This window comes from Paraburkholderia phytofirmans OLGA172, from assembly GCF_001634365.1.
GTDB lineage: Bacteria > Pseudomonadota > Gammaproteobacteria > Burkholderiales > Burkholderiaceae > Paraburkholderia.
The window spans coordinates 2,718,668-2,744,722 of record NZ_CP014579.1; the positions used below are offsets into that span (position 1 = coordinate 2,718,668).

A 26,055-nucleotide genomic window follows, 5' to 3' on the forward strand; every position below is an offset into this window, starting at 1 on the left:
AGCTGCGTCCGATGATCGCGCAATTTCACCTAATGCAGATTGTGGGAACGGCTTCCCATCATTAACCTTCGGGAATCCTGTGATGGGCCTGCAGCAGCCACTGCCCTGCATCTGCCGCGCGCTTCCAGACAGCATCCCGAGAATCCGAAGGAGACACCGTCATGAGTATCACCCTCCCGAAAGCGCCGAAAATGGCCATCGCCGACAGCCGCACGGCGCGCAGCCGGGCGCGCAAGGCGGCGCTTGGCAGCTTCGTCGGCGCCGTGGTCGACTGGTACGACTTTCTGCTGTACGGCATCGTCGCCGCGCTGGTCTTCAATGCCGAGTTCTTCCCGAAGGTCAGCCCGGCGATGGGCACGCTCGCCGCATTCGCGACGTTCGGCGTCGGCTTTCTGTTCCGGCCGCTCGGCGGCTTCGTGTTCGGCCACTACGGCGACCGGCTCGGACGCAAGCGCATGCTGGTGCTCACAGTAATGATGATGGGCCTCTCCACCGCGGCGATCGGCCTGCTGCCGGCCTTCTCCAGCATCGGCTGGTGGGCGCCGGTGCTGCTCGTGACGTTGCGCGCGATCCAGGGCTTCGCGGTAGGCGGCGAATGGGGCGGCGCGGCGTTGATGGCGGTCGAAAGCGCGCCGGAGAAGAAAAAGGCGTTCTACAGCAGCGGCGTGCAGGTCGGCTATGGCGTGGGTCTCGTGCTCTCGACCGGGCTGGTCGCGATCATTAGCCGCTCGATGGACAACGCGTCGTTCCTGAACTGGGGTTGGCGTCTGCCCTTCCTGTTCAGTGTGGTGCTGGTGCTGATTGCGCTGTGGATCCGCTCGAGCATGGAAGAATCGAAGGAGTTCGTCGAGAAGGTCGGCGAGCACGGTGAGCGCAGCGTGCGGCTGCCGATCGTCGAGGCATTGCTGAAACACCCCAAGGCTTTCCTGCTGATCATCGCGCTGCGCCTTGCCGAGCTGTTCACGATGTATATCGTGACGGCATTCGCACTGAACTACTCGACAGCAAATCTGCACATGCCGCGCGAGTTCTTTCTCACGATCGGCCTGCTGGTCGGCGCCGTGAGCTGCGTGACGATTCCTTGCTTCGCGTGGCTTGCTGACCGTTTCGGCCGCCGGCGCGTGTATATCGTCGGCGCGCTGGTCGGCATGTTCAGCGCGGTGCCCTTTTTTCTCGCTCTCGAGGCCCGCTCGACAGTGTGGATCGTGATCTTCGCGGTGATGCTCGCCAACGTTGCCCACGACATGGTCGTGAGCGTGCAGCAACCCATGTTCACCGAACTGTTCGGCACCGAGTATCGCTACAGCGGCGCGGGCGTCGGTTATCAAGTGGCGAGCGTGGTCGGCGGCGGTTTCACACCGTTTATCGCGGTGGCGCTGGTCAGCTTTGCCGGCGGCTCCTGGCATCCGGTAGCGGCCTACCTGGCGATCGGCTGCCTGATCTCGGTGCTGGTGGCGGCGAAGATGAAGACCGGGCGCACGGTCGACTGATTCTTGCCGATGACTATTGCGGCGGGCCGGCCTGGCGAAGGTGCCAGTGCCGGCCCGCTTTGCTGCCGGAAGGCCGGCGACGGCTAAAGCGGCGCGATATAGATGTAACGTCCGCCGCTCTGGTCCTGAATTTCCTCAATCCTTCGCCCCGGCGACAGCAGCTTCAAGTCATTCCACACCTTCAGCTTCGCCCTCAAAAAGGCACTTTCGTAACCAAAAGCCTGTTTCATTAAATAATTGTACGCATAGTCACCACGCTGTTTAAATAGATCGACACCGACTTCTAACTTCATGGGAATTCTGAGGACAGAGCCGGGCAAAATTTCCTTATCGTAATCCACCGTTTCTTCGAGCCGTTCGATCAAGATATCCGAGTTAACCGGAATTCGGTTGACGTCAAAGCTCTCAAGTAAATCGACGTTCACGAATGCCAGTTGCCTGACATAATTCGTCGAGCCAAGCCTGGACAGCGCTACAGATTTTAAAGTCTCTCCATAACCTACCCTGTAAAGATTATGGAGCTCCACCTCCGCGCCCGCCATGACAAGCACGCTGCCATCCATCTGGCTTATCGAAATGCGTCCGCTATTCGTTGGATTTTTTAAATTCTTCGCCGCCAGATTAAAATCCTGAACCTCACTGCCGTAGACTATATTGGCCACCTCACCAATACTCAGGTTACCTGACATCACATGGGTAAATTTACCATTTCTGTACATCAAATAGACGCCCTGACCGACGTATATGTTTTGCGGATCTTTTATGACAATCTTCGGCTGCGCAACTACCGGTTTTCCGGGGACGCTTTCATCAACCACCCTGTCGCTAATCTTCACCCAGTATTCCGCTGTGCCCCAATTGAGCTGTTCATAATCATGGATTGACAAGATATCGCCAGCCGCGGCGTAGATCTCCAGATATTCGCCCGAAACTCTGGCAATTGCACCCTGCACGGTCTCTTCAATCGTTCCACTCCCGGTGTCTAATGTTAAGAGCGTGACCAGGTGAGTTATCATGCGACCTTCGACATGCGCCGGGCGGGGTGTGTCCAGGTCACTATTTTCGCCAGCCAGGATATTCGCAGCCGAGTCCATTTTTTGCGCCCCCCGCGTCAGCTTCGCCGTGTCGGCAAGCTCACGGCAGACACAAATATGCACACGCTTATATTTCAACCCGGTTTTAGACACGCGAGCCAGAATCTGCTCGATTGACATCTCCTCGCCGGTTAAAGACAATATATCCGTGCGGCTCGCTCCGCGAGCCGCCGAGCCATCGAGCAAACTCAATCTTTCAGTGTCGATATAATCTGGCACGTAATGCGAGAATTCGTATTCTGAAATTCCGCTTATGACCGCTGCGTCAGCAGCACCAAGATGCATCTCACTCGAATAAACAAGCGACGGTTCAGGCATATCCGCTCCGTCGGCATAATATCCTCTGGAATGGTGCATTGACTCGAACTCATTCGGCTTAAATCCCGCGATATTTGCTGCCCCTCCATCTGGCGAACTCGAGGTCTGCTTATTGGCAGCCGCAACCAGATCTGGATCGAGTATCCTATACGTGCCGGGCGCGTAGAAAATCAGTTTCTTTCCAGACTCGCTTGTCGTACTTGGCGCGGTGCTATTACCCGGCAAGCCTCGTGTCCGCATCCGCAAGACACCAGCGTGCACGACCAGGTCTTCCGCCTGATTCTGAAGCGGCTTTTCGCCTTTTCGCCAGGATGTCACATGCGCAGCATGTTCATCGATTGCCGCATAACCGAGGTGGAAGTCCTCCCCCGTCTCCAGAATCAGATATTGCCTTCGGTTCGCAGCCACCTGCGATCCCATTGCCAATTCCTGAACGACACCAGAGGCCGCAGGCAGGTCCTTCGGAAGCGGATTCGGCGGGTTGCTCCCTACAGGGGGGAGCCCGCTCAACACATCCTCGTCCGCTGGGGTCAATGCCCTGAAACCAGGTTCGTTCAGGCGAAGCCGATGGATTGCGTATAGTGTCCTTGCCGTTCGACCATTACCGTCCCCATACGGATGGGTGCGCACAAGCGTGGCAAATAACTGATCCCCCGCATGCTCGGGGTCGGCGACCATCTTCTCAACCTGTTTGACAAAAAGGCTGTCGCCCACATCCAGACTCATGAAAAGCGAATTGTCCGCGGTTCGGGCCTTACGGTAAGTCACGCCCGCAGGAGGACGGTAGACGCGGTCATGCACTTTGCCGATCGTCACCGGATCAAACAGATCTTCGTTCTTGAAATCCGCAATGACGCGCTTTATTTCATCGATCTCGTTACTGCGGGAGCGGCTGCTCTTCAGAATCCACTTCGCCGCCGCGGTTTCGGGGGACTCGGCGTCGATCGGATCCCGAACGAGGTCCGGGGGGGACCTGGTTAACGAATCGAGATGAGCGTGCGCCTCAAGGTAACGTCGAATATCGCGAGCGATGCGTAGCCGGACTTTCTCGACGTCGACCGCCGGCGTAGTCCCCCATGAAAATCTCGTTTTTCGCTCGCCCTCGAAATCAAATTGCAAACTATTCCGGATGGAAAGTTCCACAGTATTTTTTCCCGCAAGGTAGGAGAGCTCGCGAGCTTCCGGCAATTGCATTGCGTATCTAATCAGATTGTCTATTTTCCCTTCGTCACTTGCTCGTTTCCACGCCATGTTCCTGAACGAATCCCGTACTGCGTAGCCCATAGTTACCGTGGGGCCCGGGATCATTTCAACATTGAAATCGAACAGAAATTCAATTCCCTCACTCCGCACTCTGGATTGCGTCCAGAATTTGAACGCCCTCTCAAAGTCGGCAAATTTTTGCGGATTTTTTTTGAAATGCGACAGGTAGTGAATAAAGGTCGCGTAAGAGTCGGCATTTTTGGCCGCCGCATCTCCGGGCTCGGAAGCAAGCTTCGCCAACGCAGTCAAATCATGTTTTTTATCGGGTCGTTTGATACCGATATATGCATTATCAACCGCGCACAGGCCGCCAGCATTGTCGACCGCATGCGTCATTTCATGAACAATGACTCTTCCCATATAATCAGATCCAAGATCGTCCCGGCTCTTGAGAAAGTCAACGCCATTCTCGTACGCGTTCATATACTTTACATTGATCCCGCGATCTGAAAAATCTGAGTACTGCAGGGTATCGAGTTCCGCCACGGTCTCCGTGCTCACACGCGGAGAACCGTCCGGATTCTTTCCGACTTTCAAATTAAAATAGTCAACATGTTTACCCGGATCAAAACGCTCGACCCTCTTTTTTATTAAGGCAATCTTTTCGGTTAATTGCCCGACGAGCTGGGGCCGAATTAATTCATCCGACCATTTACTCCCCCACAAGGCTTCCGCAAGTTTTGCCGTCATTGCGTCATCGCCGCTCGCTCTTAAAGATTGCCTTACCAGATCGAGTTGCTCCAGCGCACGCACCTTACCTTGCCTCATGAAATCCTCCATGCCACGCAAATTCGCACCGTCGAGATGCAACTGCCGCAACTGCACCGGCGCGCCGCCTTTGCCCGCAAGGTCGAGATGGCGCACCAACCGCCCTGAAATTTCGCGGCGAATGGGCGGCGCATATCCTGTTGGATTCGCCGGATCGACAACGCGCCACGTGTTCGCGTCCACGTCTTTTTTCACCCAATAGACGCTTCCGTCAAGGTCCCTCATATAGCGTTTGCCATCCGGATCTGCGCCTGACGCATAAGCGCGATCCACGTCGGAACTCATCCCCTCCAGATCGACTTCCACTCGCCATCCCCGGTTCAATCCGGCGTAATTCTGCAGATCGGACTCGAACCAGGCAGGTGCGTTGAGAACGATGGTCCCGGGCTCTGTTTTATCTACGTCAAATAAATAATCCATGCGCCCGAACTGCTTCGCCTCGTCAAGACTCGGAAAGTCTTTATATCTGACGAGCACTCCCTTCAACTGTTCCCGGGTCTTTTCAAACCATTCCTGCTCCAGTAACACGGCGTCCTTGATAACGTGACGGCCGCTTACCTCGAATAAGGTGGGATCGACAACGTACATCACCTTGTCAATCTCGCAGACCACCGCAAGATGACTTACCCGCGAGTCTGGAGCGAGACGACTCCAGGCGTTGATGGATCTATATCGAAGCACGATGTTTTTATCGCGACATAACTGGCTCAGCTCAAGCGGAATCCGCGCGCCACTTTCGCCGGGAATGGAAGACGGATCCGGGAAAGGCTGGAGCAGGTTTTTCAAGCGCTCCCCTGCATCGAATGAATTTTGCCACCCTGGCGATAACAAGTGATCGCGCAGGACAGGATCATTCTGGACAATATTCTCAAGCGCATTGATTTTCGCAACAACGTCGGCGTTCTTTTCCACGCGAACTTCATTGCTTATGTCCCTGACCAACTCAAGAGAGCCGGGATATTCACCTTGACTAACCGGTTTTGGAAGATCCACTTCATCAAGCCATCTGCCAAATTTTCCGTTCGCCATTTTTGTTGCAAAGCGACGATACGCTGCCGACGAGCCTATCCTTCTAAAAAATCTACCCAACAATTCTGGGGCCGCCTCGCTTGCACCCTCGATCCCGACACCAAGAGCCAGCTCGAGCATATGTCCATTCTTCTCATCCGGGTCGTCCGCAATGAGGATCTTGCCGATAGCAGGTATTCCCGCCGCGGCCGCACTGATAGCGATCGCTGGCAATGCGCTCAACGGAGCAGTCAGAAGTTGGATGAAAAAGCCCAGGACATCCAGCCAACTGAGAATCCTCCCCCACATGATCTCGCTTTCCGACTTGGCCAATGCGTCGGCCTCATTATATAACCTCTCGGCAAATTTCCTGAAAAATGAAATATCCGAATGGTCAACAGAATGGTATGTGATTGCATTGGAAGTGTGATCGTCTTCATCAAAAGAGATCGGAAAAATCACCCCTGCCCCGTAACCACCATTTTCATACGCCCAGTTTGCCTGCGGATCGATAGAATGTCCCAGGAGCCATTCTCGAACATCACGATCACGCCGAATTTTTTCCCGCACGCCGAGAATTGAATCAAAAACTTTGATCGTATTATCGACAAGAGAGATTATCTTAAATTTTCCATCCAGATCTTCGAATGCAAACAATCCCGCCAATTCGTATCCGGAGTATTTCATTGCACGAAGGCGAAGCCCGTTGTCTATTAATGGCTGCACTTTGGCGAGCGTGATTGCGTCGAACGCGCTCTTCAACGTTGGATCCTCTCTCGCATCCAGTACCTGTCGCTGATATGACGTCTGAAAATCAAATTCAAGAAGGAATTTGACCAGTTCTGTAAATTCCGGATCAGACACACGCATATTCTGGCGCGATCTCAACTTCGTGAAAGCGATCTGTCCCAGCATATACTCAGCCGTCTTTTCACGACGACCGCCGGGCCGCGATGCGACTATTTCTGTCGTCGTAACGGATACGGTTGTTTCGAAGTTAACGTCTTTCGTTATGCTCAGTTCCCACGCTTTTTCCTTAATTAACTTGTCTGCGAACGCTACGATCCCATCGAGATTCGCGCCCTTCAACGTCGCCACGTGCTTCTGAACCACGTCTATATTTGACAAAATCTTATATATCCAACTCACCTCCTCTCGCATATTGAGCAGCGGCGTTTTCAGAGCGCTTTCAATAACATCAGGCCAATTTATCTCCGCGTGACCATCGTAATATGAATGCTTCAGGTGGACGCCCAGAATGATCTGCTCAAGACTAAACATCGCAACCTGGGCATTGGGTCCGTCCTTGTATGTCACGGGAATTATTATTTTCTTCCTGGCCGCGTCGCCCAGTATCTCCTCGCAGCGCTCCGTAATAAACTGTGACTTAAGCCTGCCCGGCAGGTCGCCTGGATAGATGAAGTCATGACTACCCGTACTCCCGAGGTCTTTTGAGGCCTGTCGCAGATATTCGACAAGTTTGGTGTACCTCTCCACCGAATCGCTATCTTTCGACCCTCCGTGACCGGTATCGGTACTGGCTCTGGCATCCGCTCTTTTTTCCCAGGAAAGCTGACCTTTCGCATATATCAATCGCTCACTTATGCCATCAATGGCCAGCTTTATGACGCCTCCTTCATCGACAAATCCTACGCCACCGCTCTCCGTATACTCTGTCACGGAAAGCCTTGCCGCCTCGATAATTATTCTTAATACTTCACCGTAATACTCAATCTCACTTTCTGACGCCCCGTTTTCGTGAAGCATATACTGAACATATACGGAAACAAGATCCGAACTCCAGAATTTCTCCAGCCGCTTAAAATTTTCCTTTCCACCTGAAATAGAATAGTAATCGATTGCCCTCCCCTGATATTTATCAATCAGACTGCCCAATACGTAATTTCTTATTTTATTAAGTATAAAAATCGCTTTTAAATGAGTATAATCTCCCGCATAAATTTCGCGTGTGACGATGTAGTTTTGCATATTGCAAATCATCTGGTCCAGCTCCACCAGGAATGCAAACTCATTACCCACCCTGGTCATAAGACTCTTGTTTTGGGCTATCCTGGGTGCAAGCCGATGCATGAGATCGTCGAAGAATTGCCTCAGCAAGGTATTTCGAGCAAGGCCCGCGCTCAAATCCGAGATGTACCGCTTTAAATTTTCTTCCGCATTTCCCGGGACATCGGCGGACAGAATTTTCCGACTGGGGAATTGCGTTGGAACGTCGAATATTTTTCTGAAATCAGGACTTTCCGCAATGTCTATAAATTCCATCTTTCCAATCACATCGGAAAGATCAAGATAAGCAGGCCTCGTTAATATGAAATTTTTTGTGAGGTAAAAAGTTAATCCAGCACCCAGCAATACAGTGCCGCCGACCGCCATTTCGCCTTTGTATTTCTCTATGAACCTCGCCAGTCCCGTTGCCGTGCGAGGTACCTCCCCGGCGTCAGTCGCGACGGTCAATTTCTGTTCTGCGCCGATGCTGCCAAGCTCGGTGGCGCCCCCTGATGCCCCTTCAGCAGGATCACCGTTCTGCGGCATGGCAATCTGAACTGAGTCCGCAGCAAGAGCGCTATAGAACGGTTCGTTTGCTGAAGGCTGGCGCCTTTTTTTTACCAACGCGTACAGTGCCCAACTCGTCGCTAACCAGTAAGCAGCCAGTACCGCACCAGCCCAGATCTTTTTACTTCTTACATGTTCGTCGCCCCAGATTATGTGCGGTTTATTAGCGGCGGGATCGCGTTCTCCAATATTGTCCGCCGCAAAACCAGCCACAAGCTCGTACCGCAGCACACCCAAAGCGCCGAGCGGCAGAAGTAAGTCAACCAGAGACGTCGGATCCCGCAACGCATGCCGGCGAGGTCCGATGGCTAGCCGGGATTCAATGAACTCGTCAATACTCTGCGAAACCGCAATGGATAAATGGGATAGCGTAGTTGCGACATGCCCTCCCGCTTCGCGAATAGTCCGCACCAAGGCCATGTGGCTTGACCGTGTTGGGAAATCGGGCGCCCCTGAGGCGGTGTTCTCTGCCGCTCCTGGCGCCGAAGGGTCTTGCATCAGCGTCTCGGCAGCGCCTGACAGGCTATTAAACGCAGTCAGCATCGCATCAGTGCAGACATTCTCGACAAATTCGTCTATCTGCTCGATCAATCGGCGTACTGAAGGATCCTTGCTCTTTCCCGCGACGGCAACCACGTTATTCAGCCACGTTATCCACGACGCTGTGTTCGGCAAATGTGGCACTTCGCGGCGCAACGCCATTAATCCGGGAAGCAGAGGGAGCACCGAAGCGATCTTATCGAAAGCAGCGCCGCTGATCCCGGGTAGATAACTTCTCAAGGCGCTACCCGCTTGCTGCAGCACCTCTGCGACCTTCTTCGCATCCTGTCCCTGTGCGGCCTGACCAAGCTGCCACACCAGACAAAACTCGAGTAAGCGGTCGTAGTACCAACGTCCGGACGGACTTTCCTTCGCCCTGTCGAGCAACCAGCTAACCGTCTGCCCCCAAGTCCATTCGCTCCGGATACCTGTTAGCGCGTCAAAAACACATTTCAGATCACCGGCAGCCTTTCCGGTTAATCCAACGCCCGACAGTAACCAGTCTGAATTGGCCGAGGCGAGTTCTTTTATTTTTCCCACAAGCGCCGCCAAGGTCTGTTCCCAGCTACTTTCTGGAGGAATTGTTTGATACCAGCTAAACAGATCAAACCCTGCACGGACTGCTGCGCCCCACTGCGTTAGATACGAAGTCATCGTTACGATATTTTCAGTCGTAGCAATGGGTTGCAGCAATGTTTTCATTCGCTCAAATCGGCCAGCCTCCGGATCGGTCAGCTTCATTAGTCGGCCTTGCAGAAGTTCGTGAAGCCCCGCCTGGCCAAGCGATGCAGTTTGTTGGAGGGTAATAGAACTCCCAGAACGAATATCGATCTGATAAAGATTCTGGGAGTTTCGGAGTGGTCGCCAATGAGCACGCCTGATTTCTTTCGTAGCCGTCTGGACGCGATGATTGATCTACGTCACCCGCTTGCCGTGTTGGCAACGAAGATGTCATGGGCTTCAATCGAAACGACGCTTGCTCCCCTGTTCGAGCGACGTTCACGCGATGGACGGGTGAGCGAAGCGGTTGACCTGTTTGGCTCGAACTCGCTGGAATTTGCCGGTGGCGTCAGTGCGGCTGGACGTCCGCGCTTGCCTATGCGGCTGATGGTGGGTCTGCTGTACCTGAAGCACGCCTACAACGAGAGTGACGAAACGGTGTGCGAGCGCTGGGCACAGGACGTGTACTTTCAGTTCTTCTGCGGCGAGGAGTATTTCCAGCCGCGTCTGCCGTGCGACCCGACCAACCTGGTGCGTTTTCGGCAGGCGCTGGGCGAAGCCGGTGTCGAGGAGCTGCTCGCGGCGACGATCGCGGCTGCGGTGCAGATGAAGGCGGTGACGCCGGTCGAATTCGAGCGCGTGATTGTCGACACCACGGTGCAGGAGAAGGCGATTGCGTATCCGACCGACAGCCGTCTGCTTGAGGTGGCGCGGGCCAGACTCGTTCAGTTGGCGCAACGCGCAGGGTTGGGGCTGAAGCAAACGTACGAGCGCGAAGGCAAGCGACTGCGTCGCCGCGCGGGCGGCTATGCCCATGCGAAGCAGTTCAGGCGCCTGCGTCGTGTACTCAAGCGTCAGCGCACGGTACTGGGACGGTTGCTGCGCGATATCGAACGCAAGCTGTCTGGAGCTTCAGACGAACGGCAGGCACAACTGCGCGTCTGGCTTGAGCGGGCCTGGCGCATTTGCCACCAACGTCCAAAGGACAGGAACAAACTCTACGCACTGCATGCGCCTGAAGTTGAATGCATTGGGAAAGGAAAGGCACGCCAGCCCTACGAGTTCGGCGTCAAGGTGAGCCTCGCGATCACGGAGAAACAAGGGTTGATCGTCGGTGCGCGGGCGTTCCCCGGCAACCCCTATGACGGCCATACGCTGGCCGAGCAACTCGAACAGAGCTCCATTCTGTTGCAGGACCTGCCCGGTACACCACAGCCGAAGACCGTGTTGGTCGATCTCGGGTTTCGCGGCGTCGACGTGGAGGTATCATCAGTACACCTGATTCATCGCGGCAAACACAGGACACTGACCAGCACGCAGCGACGTTGGCTCAAGCGACGCCAGGCGATTGAACCGATCATCGGCCATGTGAAGCACGACCACGGTATGCGTCGCTGCTGGCTCAAAGGACAAACCGGCGATGCGCTGCATGCCGTGCTGTGCGCCACGGGCTACAACCTGCGCTGGCTGTTGCGCGCGATTGTTCGCCTGGGTCTGGGGCCCATCTTTTTTGTCCTCGCCTGGCTGCATTCGATCGCCGATGTCCTGTCGCATCCGCTGCTTGCGCACCGGGAACGCTTCCGGCGGGCTAACCGTCCCGCTCCGACAAAATACCCGATCGGCGTCGTGCGTCAAGCAAACTGAATTTTGCAGGGCCGACTCATTATCATGTCGATGACAGGCCTGACGTCTTTGCCGTCAACCAATGACCGCTGCAGATTTAGAAGAACCGGCTCCAGCAAAGTACCCTCGAACGGACGCGCTTCGTTCGAGGCGGCAGCCTGGGCGGCGATCCAATGCAATTTTTCGAGGGCACCTGCTTCGACCGGATAGGTTTGAAAGAAGTGCATTAATGCTGCGGGCGTCCTGAACAACGCCATCCAACGGGAGTCCAAATAGGGTCCCAATTCGCGCTGAACACGCTGTGAACTCAGGACCTCAATTAGCCACTCCAGCTTTTCAGAATATCCGCCTTGATCTGGATAAACAGGCAGAAATCCCAAGACTTCCTTATCCAGCCTCTCAATTCTAGTTTTTATTTTTTCCGCAAAATCGGCGAGCTCGAGCAGACTTTCCGGCACAATATTCCTTAAAATCTGATCGGATTTAAACAACTGGAGGTAGTCCGCAAAGCTTGCCCCTTCGGGCAAATTCTTCAGCTTGGCAATCAGTCCGGATGCGAGTGAACACTGGTCCAACAGATACACAAACTGTTCGACATACTTTTCCGGCAAGAGAGACTGCAACGCCTCATTTTCGAGCAGTGTCCTGGTCCTGCTGAGGATGTCCTGCAGGCTTCCGGACATCGCCCGTCCCAGATTGATATCCTTCAGCAGTAAAGCATCGGATGCCAGCACTAACCAGGATTTCAACGCAACAACGCTGTCGGGCAATAGTTCCCCATGATTTTCAATTACGGAAATCATGGCCTCGAGCCGCCCCGATAAACCGCTATTATTATCCCGATGAATTTCCCACAACGAACGATACAAGGCCGCTAATTTGTGGCCTTTCGAGATAAAATTCCGACAACTCCCTGGCAGAGCATCAATTAATTTTTCGATAGCTTTTTTCTGCATCGAAAACATCAGATTGATTAACATACCGGTTATTGCGTCATAACGAACAGCCGGTTCCACGATTTTATTTTCTGTTTCTGTCAAGTCATTTTCATCAGTAGCATCCCCATTAGCCTGGTGTTGCGGATCAAAAACAAATAGCGAATCCGCATCAGCCGAATTTGAAATCTTGCGGCGCCTCCTGGAACCCATAATTTTTGAATGAGATCGCACACCTTGCCTTTTAACGTCTTTAATATCTTCTGACTCGTATATCGGCATTCGGAAGACTCTCTGCACTAGTAATAGATGGATAAAACCGGGATTTTTGGCGGCATCGGACGAAATCCAATATTAGCGTGCACAATCTGCTCTGGATTTTATGAATGGCGAGGCATATCGCCTCACTAAGTTATCAGCGTCAGACAGAAATCAATGGTCTCGGTGACTCATCTCAAACCACAAGGGATGCCGATTCGAGATCCGCCTGACTGGTATGCGCCGCGTGCCGCGGAATACGAGTAAAGGCACATGCCAAAACGGAAAACAGGGTGTTGGTCAGCGTGCTCGATCAATGCGGCAAACAGGCTCGACCGAGAACCGCCTGGTCCGCTCCCGTCTACCTGCACACGCTTCCGAGTAAATGTTGCACTGCACCCCGCACGATCGAACGTGCGGGGCGTGAGAAAAGCCTGCCGACGCGCGCGCGAGCGGCGCGCGTCCTCCTACCCTGCTTCCCGCTACCACTGGTACGCCGCACCGGCGCCGACTGTCGTCGTGGCCGAGCTGATGCCCGCGCCGAGCTTGACCTTCAGGCTCTGCGTGACACGCGCCGACAAGCCCACCGCCACCGCCTGATAGCCCTTATAGCCGGCCGTCCCGACACCGATTGCGAGGTTCTTGTTCGCATCGACCTCCGGAACCATCGTCAACGCGATAGCCGACGCCGTGCCCGAATACGCATTGCGCGCCATATCGCTCATGCCGCCCTGGAACTGCTGCATATTCACGGCGTCGCCGGGCGCCTGTCCCGCTGCGACGTTCGTAATGCGGCGCTCGTTGCCCGTCGCCCCGACAGAAACCGTGTTCGACTGATCGGCAACCGAGCCTTCGCCGATCGCAACCGAGTTTGGCGCACTCGCTTTTGCGCCGCCGCCGATCGCCACGGTACCGTTGCCGATCGCCTGCGCCGCATTGCCTGAGCTATTGACGGCCACATATGAACTGCCGGTAACCTGAGTATTCTTCACCGCCTGACCGAGGTCTCCGATTTGCTGACCGAGGTTGCCAATCTGCTGATTGGTGTTCCACAGTTGCGCGCCGGTGACCGCATCGGTGCTGGTGGCCGATACTTCGCCATCCTGCAGGTTGGTAAGCGTGACCCTCGGCGTAGTGGCTGCCGTGCCGCCAAGCGTGACCTTGTCGTGCGCGGAACTGTCGTACTGGACCGCATTCGCCACCGACCCGCTGATGTTGCCGATCGTGGTTTGCAGTCCGGCAATGTCACTGGTGTTCTGCGTCACGCGGCCATCCAGATTGCTGATCGCGCTGCCGACGTTGTTCACGACCGTGCCACCCACGCTGTACGAGGGCGCCGTCACCGAACCGTCCGGATTGACCGTCGAGCCGCCGCCGAGCGCCACCGCCGTACTTGCCGCGTGCGTATAGAGTTGCGAACCGTTGATCGCATCCGTACTCGCGGCATTGACCGCGCCAGGCGCGACGCCGGTGACCAAACGATTGCCCGCCGTGCCGGCCACGTTGATCAGATCGCCGTCCGTCGTTGCACCGACGTTGATGATGCGCGACACCGGATCTTGCGTGACGATGCCGATGCCACCGGTCTGCATGTTCTGCTGCAGCGTCGTGAGTCCGCTGTCGAGCGAGCCGAGTGCATCGCCGACATTGCCTTGCGTGCCACCCTGCATGTGATAGGTGGGACCGGTCAGCGAACCGTCGGCATTGATCTGCGCGCCGCCGCCGAGCGCAGCCACCACCGGCTTGAGCTGGCCAAGGCTCACCGCGGACGTATCCGTGGTGCCCGCCGCGATCCCCGTCAGTTCGCGGGCGCCGCCGGACCCGGTGAAATCGACGCTGGCGCCGTCGAGGTCTTTGGCGACCGTGAGATTGCGCGATACCTGATCCTGCTGGACAAGCCCGATCTCGCCGTTCGTGATCTGGTTTGTGATGTTACTCACGTCTCCTTCGATCGTGGTGGTGCGCGCGTCGAGGTTGGTAATGCTGCCGGTGTTGGCGGCGATATCGCTGGTGTTCTGCGCCACCGCCTGGTTGGTCGCGAACAGTTGCGAGCCGTTCACGGCGTCTGAGCTGTCGGCGGCGAGTGCCCCGGCGCGCACGTTGGTGAGCTGAGCCGGGGTGCCAGTGTTGCCCAACGTTACGGCGTCGTGCGAGGTCGAGTCATATCGAACCCAGTCGGCGCTCGCTGTTTCCGTGCTTGTCACCAAAGCGGATAGAGCCGCACCGACATCGGCGTAAGTCTGACCACCGATCATGTACATTGGCTTCCTGATCGTGCCGTCAACATTGACGGTAGCGCCTCCACCAATGGCCTCCATCGCGCCCTTCAGTTGCGAAACATTGACCACGTCGCTGTTCTGCGTGCCAGCAGCCACATTGATGATTTGCCTGTTCAGGCTCGAATTCCCGACCGACAACGCATTGGCCCGATCCGCCCTTGAGCCGGCCCCGAGCGCAATCCCGCCGGCGGCACTGGCCGACGCGCCAGAACCGATGGCGATGGTTTTCGCCACGCCGTCGGATGTCGAGGCATTGGTACCAAGCGCGATGGAATCATCGCCAAGCGCGCTTGCGTGCGCGCCAAGACCCAGCGTGTTGACACCTTCTGCAGACGCCATATAACCAATAGCCACGCCATTCAGCGCGTCACCACCGGTCGTGGCGCCCGCACCGATCACCGTGGCATTCACTGCCAATGCGGCAGCAGCCGAACCAACGGCAGTCGTGCCGTCCAGACTTGCCAGTGTCTTGGCGCCGACCGCCAAAGCGTTGTTGCCATTCGACACCGCATTTGGGCCAAGGGCCATCGCGTTCAACTTCGTATTGTCCACCGACGTAGGCTCACTGCCCTCGGTCAATGTCGTGCTGACAGCGATATATTGATCGATAGAACCCGCCGCACTAGCCGGCAATGCATACACCAGCGTACTCAACAACCCCGCACCGGCCACCAGCGCCCCGCATGCCGAAGCACCCTTCGCGCCACGGAACTTCGCTGCCTCCGATGCGGCGATGTAGGTGAGGGTCGATCTATTCCAAACGGTTTTGTAAGTCTTGTTCAACATTCCTCCCAGTCTTTTTATCGAAATCCATCCATCAAGAATTGTCTTAAGACATCCTAAATATCTATCTCAACCGTCGAGAGACTTAAGAATGCGTCGCGCTGCCCCTTGACCAACAAACGCGACGCCCATAGTTTGCCGTCCGCTTACAAGATCGCGAATACGAAAACTCTTAAAAGCAATTTTTTAGCTTGAATAAGTACAAACGGCATACCTGGTTTAGGACGCAAAGTGCCAAACGTCTTAAATCAACCGGATATCTTTAGGCGGTGTTAAGACGCGTTCTTAGCGCTTCTTAAACCAGGAGGATGGGCATTAAGCCCTCAACGTGACACCCCGCGTGACACCCTGCGTCACACGGTCATCGAGCGAACAAAGTCAGCGAGCGGTCCGGTGCCGTTCGCCGAGTCAGACATGACTCAGTGCCGAGGCGCTTTATGCAGAGAAAATCAACCAGGGCGTTTGCGTTCGCCGCAGACCGCGCAAACACCGCACGGCCGCTTCAGATCCTTTCGAACAGCACGTCTTGGGCACCTTCCCACAACACCTTGGTGCCGAGTTCGCGCAGCTTTTCCTTGCCCTCGACGATGGTCAGGAAGTGATTGCCCGCGAGTTGGCCCATCTTGCTTGCGAAACAGCACGAGCCGTACGCGAGAATGATCTCCGTTTCGCTGTAACCGCCGGGGTAGAACAGAATGTCGCCAACCGACGGATGGCTCGTGTGATTTTCAAAACCGACTGCCGCGCCGTCGTTTTCGAGTTTGAAGTCGCCAAGCGGAACCCAGCAGCCCTCGCCGCTCCAGCGCACGTGGATGATCTTCTGACGGTAAGGCAGGAGCTTCAGAAAGGCGGCCACCGTTTGCGGCGCGTCAGGATGCGTTTCGGCGGTAAAGACGTGGCCGCAGGAGGTGATTCGAAGTCGGGTCATCGCTAGGTATCCGGTGTGAGGGGTTGAGTGGAAGGGTCGGTCAGACGCCGGCTGAAGCCAGGCTGCAGGCATAACATTCTGTCGGCCGGTGCAATGCTTCGACAGATACAGTTGCCACACATCTGGTCAGGCCAGTTGATCCAGTGATAGCGGCTACTGCACATCGCGCAGGCCGCCGCCAACCCATGGCAGCCCGCTGCATATCATCTAAACCCAGCAACTGCAATGGTTACCCGCGACCTCCGGTTCATTGCATAGTGAACATCATGGCTTCTGAACTGGTCGGACCAGAATTCAGGCCCGGCCATGCCAGGTCCATCTCCCATCGCGCCACGAAAGTTCGTAGTTTGCAAGCCACGCAATGCCCAGCAAACTGTGCGAAGTGCGTAGTTGTCGTTTCGGTGATTCATTTGCCCTCAATGACCTACCGCGACCGGCCTCGATACGTTGTACCACGCGGCGACCGAACATTCCCGCGCTGCACGGCATCGGCGCCGGCGAATGCCAGCGTGCTTTCAATCGTCGGGATGCCGCTCGCGCATCGCACGCTAGCGAGCCACCCATACGATCCAGCCGCGCAACCCGGCTCTCAGCCGCGCAGCCGGTAGGCAAGCGGCGTCACGCCATAGCCACGCTTGAACTGCACGGAGAAATGACTGGCATTCTCGAAACCAACCGCAATCGCGATTTGCAGCACCGTCTGATCGGTGGCGCGCAGCAGCCTCGCGGCCTCCTCGAGCCGCAAGCGCGTGACGAACTGATGAGGCGTTTCACCCGTCTCGCGGTGGAACACACGAGCAAAGTGAAAGCTGCTTAACCCGGCCTGCGCGGCCAGTTCGCTGATGGCTAGATCGGCGGCGAGATTGGCGCGAATGTAATCGGTTACACGGCGGATGCGGCGCGGCACCAGGCGCTCGGGCTGCCGGGGCTGGCCAGCCCCGGCGTGACGACCGCGCGAGTAATGTTGCAACAGATGAGCGGCGAGCGCGTGGGCCAGCGCGTCGACGTACAGCCGCGAGTCGGCGGGGTCGCCCGTGGCACGATGCAATGCGCCGAGCATCGCGGCGATCAATGGATCGTGAAACTGCATCGCGTCGCCAAGCGACAACTCGGTCAGCGCAAGATCTCAAAAATGATAGCGAGGAACCGGCTTCCGTAATATTTGGAAATAGTTAATCATCCGGGTTGTCGTCCATCACGCGTTTCGAACGCCGGAGCTACCGTTTCATGGAACACGAATGCGATACGCTGCCACATTGGCTGACCGGCTCGCCGCAAGGCGAGGCCAGCCACTTGTCGGCGGCTTACAACTCAGCGGTTGCCGCACAACCGGCTTACCCGGCCGGCACGCGGCAACCCGAGGAATCAGCCCACGCGGCTGAAGCATCCAGGGCATCCACCCGCACCGCATCAGGCATGGTGCCCACAGGTTTTCTCACGCTCTTCACCGAGGAGGAGATTGGCACGCCCTCGCCCATCGCGCGGCGGGCCGCACCGATAATCAGTCCGCTGGTGCGATTTGGCAGCGCGCAGGACCGCATGGAATTCGTGCGGCGGCGCATCAGGCAACTCGGCTTCGACTCGTTCAGCTATACAGCCACGCGCACCACCGCGCATCACAAGACGATGTTCGTGCTGACCAGCTACGAGTCGCAGGCATGGCTCACGCGCTATTTCCGCGAGCGTTATTTCGAGCTGGATCCGCGCATCGCGCTGGCGTCGCCGACCGGCATGCCGTTCCTCTGGAACACCGCCGACATGCGCGCCGACCTGCCGCGCGCGCAGATGCGCAGCGAAAGGCTCGGCGGCCTGATCGACATGCTGGAGGCCACCGGCCGCAAAAGCGGGATTCTCACGCAAATGCCGCTGCCCGAGCCGGAACTGAGCGCGAGCCTGTGCTTCAACTCGGAGATCGGCAACCCGCGCTGGATGACAGAGTCGATCGTGGCCGAAACGCTGATGTTCGCGCATACGATCCACGAATTCATCTGGACGCACGCGAAGAGCGTGATCGGGATTGCGCCCGCGCAGCAGCAGCGCGTCACGCTGAGCGACTTGCAGCATGCGGTGCTGAAGGCGGTTGTGCAGGGACAGCGCGACAAGGAAATCGCCTACTTCCTCGGGCTGTCGCCGCATAACGTCGACTACCACTTGCGGCGCCTGCGGCAGTTGTTCAACGTGCGCAATCGCGTGCAGCTGATCAATGTGGCGCAGGGCTATGTGACGTAGGCGATATAGACGGAGGCGAGCCGCGGCCGGCGCACGTATCTGGCCGGCTGCGGAGACGCCGCAATTCACGGGGCGCCTGATCGACGCGTTGCACCTGCCCGGTTAGCTCTTGAGCCGATACCCGGTCTTGAAGATCCACGCGACGATCACGAGAAACACCGCCAGAAACAACGTGGTCATCCCGAGGCTGACACCGACATCCACATCGGCGAGGCCATAGAAGCTCCAGCGAAATCCGCTAACCAGGTAGACGATCGGATTGAACAGCGTCACGATCTTCCAGAACGGCGGCAGCATATTCACCGCATAGAAACTGCCGCCGAGGAACGTGAGCGGCGTGATGATCAGCAGCGGCACGAGTTGCAATTTCTCGAAGCTATCCGCCCAGATGCCGATAATGAAACCGAGCAGACTGAACGTCACCGCGGTGAGCACCAGGAACAGAATCATCCAGAACGGATGCTGCACTTGCAGCGGTACGAACAGCCCGGCGGTAGCCAGAATGATCAAGCCAAGCAGAATCGATTTGGTGGCCGCCGCGCCCACATAGCTCACGACGATCTCCAGATACGACACCGGGGCCGACAGCAGCTCGTAGATCGTGCCGGTAAAGCGCGGAAAGTAAATGCCGAATGACGCATTCGATATGCTTTGCGACAACAGCGACAGCATGATCAACCCCGGCACGATGAACGCGCCGTAACTGATGCCGTCCACTTCCTTGATACGCGAACCGATAGCCGCGCCGAACACGACGAAGTAAAGCGAAGTCGAAATCACCGGCGCGATGATGCTCTGCATCAGCGTGCGCCAGGTGCGTGCCATCTCGAACTTATAGATCGCGCGAATTGCGTAGATATTCATTAATTACCTCGGAGCAAACTGACGAAGATGTCTTCGAGCGAACTTTGTGTCGTATGCAGATCCTTGAAGCGGATACCGGCGTCGTCGAGCGCTTTGAGCAGCGCGATGATGTCGGTGCGCCCGCCGTCGCCCTCATACGTGTAGATCAGCTCGTTGCCCCCCTTGGCGACATCCAGCCCATAACCGGCCAGCACCGGCGGCACCTCCGCGAGCTGACCCTCCAGTTGCAGCGTCAACTGCTTCTTGCCGAGTTTGCGCATCAACTCCGTCTTCTCTTCCACTAGCATGATCTCGCCCGCATTGATCACGCCGATGCGGTCGGCCATTTCCTCGGCTTCGTCGATGTAGTGCGTGGTGAGAATGATCGTCACCCCGCTGGCGGTAAGCGAGCGCACCAGCTTCCACATATCGCGGCGCAACTCGACGTCGACGCCCGCCGTGGGTTCGTCGAGAAACAGCACGCGCGGTTCGTGCGAGAGCGCTTTCGCAATCAGTACGCGGCGCTTCATGCCGCCCGACAGCGTAATGATCTTGCTATCGCGTTTTTCCCACAGCGACAGATCGCGCAAGATCTTTTCGATGTAAGCGGGGTTTTTCGGCTTGCCGAACAGCCCGCGGCTGAACGAGACGGTCGCCCAGACGGTTTCGAACGAGTCGGTGGTCAGCTCCTGCGGCACGAGACCGATCAGCGAGCGTGCGCCGCGATAGTCCGTCGCGATGTCGCGGCCGTCCACCATCACGCTGCCAACGCTCGCATTGACGATGCCGCAGATGATGCTAATAAGGGTGGTTTTGCCCGCGCCGTTGGGCCCAAGCAAGGCGAAGATTTCTCCGCGGTTGATCGCCAGATTGATGTTCTTGAGTGCATGAAAACCTGTGGCATAGGTTTTCGACAGATTCGTGACTGAAACGATTGGCTGCATGGATTCGACGATGGCAGACACCGGTGTTTGATTGGAGGAAGGCGGCGCGAATGTGCGACCGCACCCGCAATGTAATTGAAAGTGAGAAAGCGTGCAGCGCAATCTCGAGATGCGGAGGAAGCCGATACGCTGGCTCAAGATCCGTCGGCAAGGTCCGTCTGCCTTTCAAGACCGGCCGTGGTTCATGCCAGACAGGCCCGATCCTGTCACGGTTCGGCGCACGCGAAACTGCTGGCGAGATTCACATTGCCCTTCCCGCCATAGCGGGGAAACAGCGGGTAACGGCACAACGGACGCGAGCGTCCGTTGGTCGCGGCCGCGATATCGGTAGCGATCAAGGTTTCGGGCGATATACCGCGCGTCACCCAATTATCGAGTGCACCCAGCAGATCCACGGATGGGATGAACACCCCGCCGCCATGTTGAAAACCCGGCACCATGTAGAGCCGCATGAACGCATCGACCTGGTCGACGCCGAAACGATCGATCAGCGCTTCGTAGTAGGCGATCGTCTGGTTCGGGCTGATGACTTCGTCCGCGAGGCCTTGCAGCGTGATGAGCTTGCCGCCGCGCGCGATGTAGCGTGCGAGGTCCGGGTTCATCGCGCCGATCGCCTGGGACAGCGCGATGAGCTGCCCGCGATATTTGCCGGGATGGAGCGGGTCGAACGTGAGCGAGTCGAACCGGGCGTCGCGCGTCACGAAATAGCGAATGTAGCCGTCGCCCTGCGCGAACAGGTAGCCGTTGGCGAAGAAGCTCGGCACCGGCAAACGCTCGGGTTGATGCGCGAGCCCGAGCATGCCGGTCAGACGCGTCCCCTGAAAGATGTTGTAGCCGCGATAACCGGTGACATTCCACGCCAGCGGGTAGGGCCAGGTCAGGCCGTCGCGCATCACCAGCAAGGTGGAGAGTTGCGCGTCGGCGAGGCACTCGTCGTGCGAGGGGGTTCGTCCGGCGCAGCGCAACGAGGCGATGATTTCCGCTTCGTGTTCCCGGCACCCGGCAACGTCGCTGACGATGCCGTCCGCCGCGCCGTCGAGCCGGTCGCAGACCGCAAGCGTGCGTTGATACACATGCTCGAGCAACAGCGGTGGAATGAAGCCACCAGGCGTCGAATATTCCGCCTGACCAAGCTTCAAGCCCATCAAACGCACGCCCGAAAAATTGAGCGCGGGCGAATTGGCGATCACGCCGTCGTAGTCGTCGGGATAGCGCTGCATCGCCGTGTAGCCTTCGCGGCCGCCCGTCGAGCCGCCGGCGAAATACATCCGTTGCGGCGGCCGGCCGTAAGCGCGCGCAATGAGTGCGAGCGCGGCGTCGTGCGTTTTCTTCAGATGCGCGTAGCCGAAGTTCGTCACCGCTTCATCGACGAGGCCAAAGATCGCGAGCGACGAATCGCCCACATGCCCCGAGTCGTCGCCGAAAGTCGCATAGCCTTGCGCGAGCGGCGCACGATCCGGAGAGAACGGCATCACGCCCGTACCGCTCACCACCACGCCGTTGTAGCCCCCGCCGCCGATCTGCAGCGCGCGGCCGTTCCAGCGGCGCGGCAGATTCAGGTCGAAACGGATATCGGGTGTGCTGGCTGTGAGCGCTTTGATGCGGCCAGTGATACGGCAATATTCGCCGCCTTGCTGATTGCCCGGCGCGGTGGCCGCCACCATCGCCGCGCTTTCGATCTGCACGCCGGCCGTGGGCAAAGCGATCAACTCAGGGGGCAACACCGCGCCCGCGAATTCCGCGCAATGCATGGCGAGCGACGCTTCATTGGGTGCGGCGAATGCCCCTGAGGCGTTCAGCCATAGCATCGCACCGGCGAGCGTCATGACCGTGCGCGACCCTCGCGTCAGATTCACATGGCGCGTACGGCGCGCACGCGCCCTCATCCGTAACCCGCGCTATTGGCAGCCGTGCGCGACTGCTGCCCTTTCCAGTCGTTCCAGCCGCGCGCGATCATCAATACCGCGCCGATGGCGACCAGATCGCCGCCGAGTCCGATCAGCGTGCCGCGAAAACCGTGGAACGTATGCGGCGTCGCCGTATCGACGATCAATGACACCAACGTTCCGGCGACAAAGCACACAAGCCCGGTACGGCCGACCGTCACCACCGCCGGCAACCGCTGTGCGAGCCACGCGATGCTGCCCACGCGCACGAACTGCGCGGCGAGCCAGGCGATGACGACAAAGTTGATCACGCGCTCCACGGAAAGGTTCTGTTTAAGCACACCGGGCAGCGGCTGCGTCAGCACAAAGAGTTTGACAATGGCGAACGCCAGCACCGCGACTACCGCGGCGCGCGTGAACCAGTGCGCCGTGCGGGTGGCGTGAAAGCGCTCGCTGATGGGTTGCACCCGGCACAGAACGCCGAGCACGAACATCAGTTGCCATGCAAACGGATTAAAAGCCCAGTCGGCCATGTCGTCAATGCTGAATAGCGCGGCCAGCGGCCGGGCGAGCGACCAGACCGTCGCGCTCGCGCCCAGCGCCGCGAGCGGGGAACGGCGCGCCAGCGGCACCACGAACGGTACGCACAGCGCAAAGATCACGTACATGGGCAGCACGCTCGACAGATACGGCTGGCGCCGCAGCACCGCAATATCGAACGCCTCGCGCAACGGCTGCACCGCGAACGGCTGCCAGCCGGTGAGGTCGACCATCGGCTGGTTCAGATGCAATTGCGCGAGAACGGCGCCGGACAGCAGTGTTAATACGGCCGTCAATAGATAGGCGCGATAGATCTCCCAGCAGCGCCTGATGAAGCGCATCGCCGCCGCACTCTCGCCGCGGCCCGCGAGTACTGCCGTATACGCTGCCGCCGACGCATAGCCGCCGAGGAACACGAACACTTCGGCCGAGTCGCACAAGGCATAGGTGTGCAACATCAGATGCGAGAGCGTGCTACCGGGAATGTGGTCCAACACGATGACGATCAACACGACGCCGCGGAAAAAATCCACTTCAATCGAGCGTCCGCGACGGGTGTCCATTCAGGTTCTCGCAAGATGGCGCATGCGTGTAATGCGCCGAGAAAAGCGGTTATACACCGGTGTTCCCAGTAGGAACTCCATAACAATAAAACTTTCCCACCGATGCCGCGCACCACGCCGACGCGTGCTGACAACCTCCCTTTAAGTGTGGGCGAAGTGGCAGCAATCTGAAATTCGGATGTCGGCGTGAAGTAATACTGCGTCGTCACGGCTTGGGTTGACGGGAAGTCTTGCGGCAAGTTTTGCGGCTTTTATTGCGTCCAGCGTGAGCATAATCGGTAAAGGCCACGGAAAAAAATCACCCATGTCGGTGCGCGATTTTTTTCGCTTTTTTTCATCGTAGGATGGGTTCCCGCACGCCCGTTGGAAGACATACACATGAACAACAGGATTGCCGGCTTCGACGGATTGCGCGCGATTGCAGTCCTGATGGTCTTTTTTCAGCACCGGCTATTCGGTGACGTTGGCGAAATCGGCCACCTCGGCGTATGGATCTTCTTCGCGCTGAGCGGCTTTCTGATCATCGGCATTCTGTCCGCGCAACGCACGCGCATCGAAACAAACGGCAGCCGGTTCGGCGCTGAACTGAAGCGCTTCCTGTTTCGCCGTACGCTACGCATATTTCCGGTCTACTACCTGATGCTGGTGGTGATGTGCGTGCTGATGGCGCTCGGGATGGCGAGCCCTGAGTTAGCGAGCGGCATGCCGTTTCATTTCGCTTATCTGTCGAACGTCTGGATCGGCTCCGTGCTGCATTACTGGCCGGGGTGTTACTCGCATCTCTGGAGTCTCGCGATCGAGGAGCAGTTCTATCTCGTCTTTGCGCCGTTCTTGCTGCTGGTTGCGGCGCGACGGCATCGCGCGGTGTGCCTCGCGATTGTCGCGGTTGGTCTGGTTTCTCTGCTGGCGATGCGGGCCGCACAGTGGCAGGAAATCACCATCTACACGCATCCGCTGACCAACTTCTGGTTGCTGGCGCTGGGCGGGATTGGCGGCTTGATGATCGCCGGGAAAGAAAGCCGTTTACGCGTCATGCTCGGACATGGCATGACGCTGTTCGTGTTGAGTGTTTGCCTTGTGGGGTTTTGTGCGACCGAGCCAAGGTGGAGTCAGTTAGACAGTTCGCTTGCGTTCACGATGGTCAGCGCGTTGTATGGCGTCTCTATCGCGGCGCTTGTGTGTTCGATTGCGTGCTGCCGTAACGCGGCAGTGATCGGTCTGCTTGAAACCGGCTGGCTGGTGAACTTCGGGCGCATCAGCTACGGCTTTTATCTCTATCACAATCTGATTCCGGACCTGACCCGCAACCACCACGCCATGGCGTTCTTCGGGGGCACCGTACCGATCTGGGCGCACGTCGCCGGGATTGTCGCGTCGTTCCTGATTTCGCTGACGATGGCCGTGCTCTCCTGGCGGCTGATCGAAGCGCCGATTCTTCGCTTGAAGACACAGCGCGCACAGCCGCGCACCACGGCTCCTATGGCGACGCAAACACCGGCCACGTTTGTCGCTCGCAACGGGCGCGCATTGAGGGATGAAGGCGCGGCTTCAGATGCCGCTTAAAGGCTTCATTACGTTCTTCTTTCCTGCGGTTTGAGTAAGGGCACGGTGTCATGCGGCCTCACTTAGCCGGCTGCTTCGAACCTTGCGCGACACGCGGGCACAGAAGTGTCCAGGCCCATTGGCGACGCCATTCCCAAGCCGGTCGAGCCGGGCCTCGATCAGCCGCTGCCTCAAAGGGGCGAAACGCCACCGCCCGCGAAGCGACATCCCCGCGGTTACGGCGGCGCCAGAATAGCGGCATCCGCCGCCGATTAACGGAATCCGAAAGCCTCCACCTTGCGCCCCTCGAGACTGACCTCGACCGCCTCAGCGCAAGGCGCCTGGCAGGGCGTGTTGTCGATCGTGGGCGCGGCGCCTGGGAGGGTCTCGGTGATGATAATGGCTTTGATCAATCTGGCATCATCGGTCACGACCATCTCCAGAAGGAGCGTCACGCCGCTGTCATACTGGATCGTCATCGTACCGGTGCAATTCGAATTGACCGTGTAGTAGCCGCTCTGATTTCCGGTGAAATCAGTCTGACCGCCCTTGGGTGCGCCGCCGACGGTACCGGTGTCGATCCGCTTGAAGTGGCCGGACCCGTTGAAGATTACGAGCGCAACGTCGTTAAGTAGCTGTTGCGTGACAAACGGATGGACTCCCCCCGTCGAATCCAACAATCCAATCAGTTTCCCTTGCGCGCTGAAGCCGTACGCGCCGTTCAGCGTGGCGAGCGAGCACTTATCGGCGGCCTTTGCCGCGCCACTGAGCGCCAGAAGCGCCACAGCCGTGGCCGACAGAACGCTTATACGCTTGCTATTCATGTTCATCTCCTTTCCAAGCAAATCAGACGCCCAACTCAATTCATACACTTCGGCTACCTAACTGAATCGAGTGGACCTTTCAAAGCGATTTAACAGGCACGCC

Annotated in this window: 13 protein-coding genes and 1 pseudogene; 4 read left to right on the forward strand and 10 right to left on the reverse strand. The window is 57.5% G+C overall.

The features are described 5' to 3' along the window. The first annotated feature begins 161 nt into the window (after positions 1-161). Positions 162-1,490: a shikimate transporter gene (gene shiA / locus AYM40_RS32120; protein ID WP_063500020.1), complete on the forward strand. Its 1,329-nt coding sequence runs from the start codon at positions 162-164 to the stop codon at positions 1,488-1,490. Positions 1,491-1,573: 83 nt separating this feature from the next. Here the strand turns inward: shiA and AYM40_RS32125 are convergent, their stop codons facing one another. Next, a complete protein-coding gene (locus AYM40_RS32125; protein WP_063500021.1) occupies positions 1,574-9,796 on the reverse strand; it encodes a putative adhesin in 8,223 nt (2,740 codons plus the stop codon). A gap of 126 nt (positions 9,797-9,922) precedes the next feature. Between AYM40_RS32125 and AYM40_RS32130 the strand changes: the two genes are divergently transcribed. Beyond that, positions 9,923-11,419, forward strand: coding sequence for an IS5 family transposase (locus AYM40_RS32130; protein WP_063494538.1), 1,497 nt, complete (start codon positions 9,923-9,925; stop codon positions 11,417-11,419). On the opposite strand, the gene AYM40_RS32135 is transcribed toward AYM40_RS32130, so the two are convergent. The 4 genes and pseudogenes from AYM40_RS32135 to AYM40_RS32150 all read right to left on the reverse strand — a co-directional run. Next, the gene (locus tag AYM40_RS32135; RefSeq protein ID WP_148662369.1) at positions 11,407-12,615 is read right to left on the reverse strand and encodes a hypothetical protein; all 1,209 of its coding nucleotides are present in this window, start codon (positions 12,613-12,615) and stop codon (positions 11,407-11,409) included. The genes AYM40_RS32130 and AYM40_RS32135 overlap by 13 nt on opposite strands. A 458-nt stretch (positions 12,616-13,073) precedes the next feature. Beyond that, entirely contained in the window at positions 13,074-15,656 is a 2,583-nt protein-coding gene (locus AYM40_RS32140; protein ID WP_063500023.1) for a YadA-like family protein, read from the reverse strand. Positions 15,657-16,155: 499 nt separating this feature from the next. Next, complete coding sequence (locus AYM40_RS32145; RefSeq protein ID WP_063500024.1) at positions 16,156-16,581, reverse strand: DUF3830 family protein; 426 nt, start codon at positions 16,579-16,581, stop codon at positions 16,156-16,158. Positions 16,582-17,170: 589 nt separating this feature from the next. Then, positions 17,171-17,692 (reverse strand): annotated as a pseudogene (locus tag AYM40_RS32150) (helix-turn-helix domain-containing protein); the annotation flags it as partial. 116 nt (positions 17,693-17,808) lie between these two features. On the opposite strand from AYM40_RS32150, the gene AYM40_RS32155 reads away from it, so the two are divergent. After that, positions 17,809-18,810, forward strand: a complete 1,002-nt coding sequence (locus AYM40_RS32155) for a helix-turn-helix transcriptional regulator (protein WP_063500845.1) — start codon at positions 17,809-17,811, stop codon at positions 18,808-18,810. A gap of 102 nt (positions 18,811-18,912) precedes the next feature. Here the strand turns inward: AYM40_RS32155 and AYM40_RS32160 are convergent, their stop codons facing one another. The 4 genes from AYM40_RS32160 to AYM40_RS32175 form a co-directional block, all read right to left on the reverse strand. Beyond that, positions 18,913-19,674 (reverse strand): ABC transporter permease, encoded by a 762-nt coding sequence (locus AYM40_RS32160; protein WP_063500025.1) that lies wholly within the window; start codon positions 19,672-19,674, stop codon positions 18,913-18,915. Next, complete coding sequence (locus tag AYM40_RS32165; protein WP_063500026.1) at positions 19,674-20,597, reverse strand: ABC transporter ATP-binding protein; 924 nt, start codon at positions 20,595-20,597, stop codon at positions 19,674-19,676. The genes AYM40_RS32160 and AYM40_RS32165 overlap by 1 nt, the downstream gene beginning before the upstream one ends. A gap of 206 nt (positions 20,598-20,803) precedes the next feature. Next, positions 20,804-22,423 carry a tannase/feruloyl esterase family alpha/beta hydrolase gene (locus AYM40_RS32170; RefSeq protein ID WP_420488492.1) on the reverse strand — a complete coding sequence of 540 codons (1,620 nt, stop codon included), beginning with the start codon at positions 22,421-22,423 and terminating at the stop codon, positions 20,804-20,806. A gap of 56 nt (positions 22,424-22,479) precedes the next feature. Then, on the reverse strand, positions 22,480-23,586 hold the full coding sequence (locus AYM40_RS32175; protein ID WP_063500028.1) for an OpgC domain-containing protein: 1,107 nt from the start codon (positions 23,584-23,586) through the stop codon (positions 22,480-22,482). A 378-nt stretch (positions 23,587-23,964) separates the two neighbouring features. On the opposite strand from AYM40_RS32175, the gene AYM40_RS32180 reads away from it, so the two are divergent. Beyond that, positions 23,965-25,149, forward strand: a complete 1,185-nt coding sequence (locus tag AYM40_RS32180; protein ID WP_063500029.1) for an acyltransferase family protein — start codon at positions 23,965-23,967, stop codon at positions 25,147-25,149. Positions 25,150-25,400: 251 nt separating this feature from the next. Here the strand turns inward: AYM40_RS32180 and AYM40_RS32185 are convergent, their stop codons facing one another. Next, a complete protein-coding gene (locus tag AYM40_RS32185; protein WP_148662370.1) occupies positions 25,401-26,000 on the reverse strand; it encodes a hypothetical protein in 600 nt (199 codons plus the stop codon). Positions 26,001-26,055 lie beyond the last annotated feature (55 nt).

Bases quoted from the DNA above. Each gene is read 5' to 3' on its own strand.
- shiA (WP_063500020.1), top strand. From the start codon at position 162: ATGAGTATCACCCTCCCGAAAGCGCCGAAAATGGCCATCGCCGACAGC.
- AYM40_RS32125 (WP_063500021.1), bottom strand. From the start codon at position 9,796: ATGAAGCTGACCGATCCGGAGGCTGGCCGATTTGAGCGAATGAAAACA.
- AYM40_RS32130 (WP_063494538.1), top strand. From the start codon at position 9,923: ATGAGCACGCCTGATTTCTTTCGTAGCCGTCTGGACGCGATGATTGAT.
- AYM40_RS32135 (WP_148662369.1), bottom strand. From the start codon at position 12,615: ATGCCGATATACGAGTCAGAAGATATTAAAGACGTTAAAAGGCAAGGT.
- AYM40_RS32140 (WP_063500023.1), bottom strand. From the start codon at position 15,656: ATGTTGAACAAGACTTACAAAACCGTTTGGAATAGATCGACCCTCACC.
- AYM40_RS32145 (WP_063500024.1), bottom strand. From the start codon at position 16,581: ATGACCCGACTTCGAATCACCTCCTGCGGCCACGTCTTTACCGCCGAA.
- AYM40_RS32155 (WP_063500845.1), top strand. From the start codon at position 17,809: ATGGAACACGAATGCGATACGCTGCCACATTGGCTGACCGGCTCGCCG.
- AYM40_RS32160 (WP_063500025.1), bottom strand. From the start codon at position 19,674: ATGAATATCTACGCAATTCGCGCGATCTATAAGTTCGAGATGGCACGC.
- AYM40_RS32165 (WP_063500026.1), bottom strand. From the start codon at position 20,597: ATGCAGCCAATCGTTTCAGTCACGAATCTGTCGAAAACCTATGCCACA.
- AYM40_RS32170 (WP_420488492.1), bottom strand. From the start codon at position 22,423: ATGACGCTCGCCGGTGCGATGCTATGGCTGAACGCCTCAGGGGCATTC.
- AYM40_RS32175 (WP_063500028.1), bottom strand. From the start codon at position 23,586: ATGGACACCCGTCGCGGACGCTCGATTGAAGTGGATTTTTTCCGCGGC.
- AYM40_RS32180 (WP_063500029.1), top strand. From the start codon at position 23,965: ATGAACAACAGGATTGCCGGCTTCGACGGATTGCGCGCGATTGCAGTC.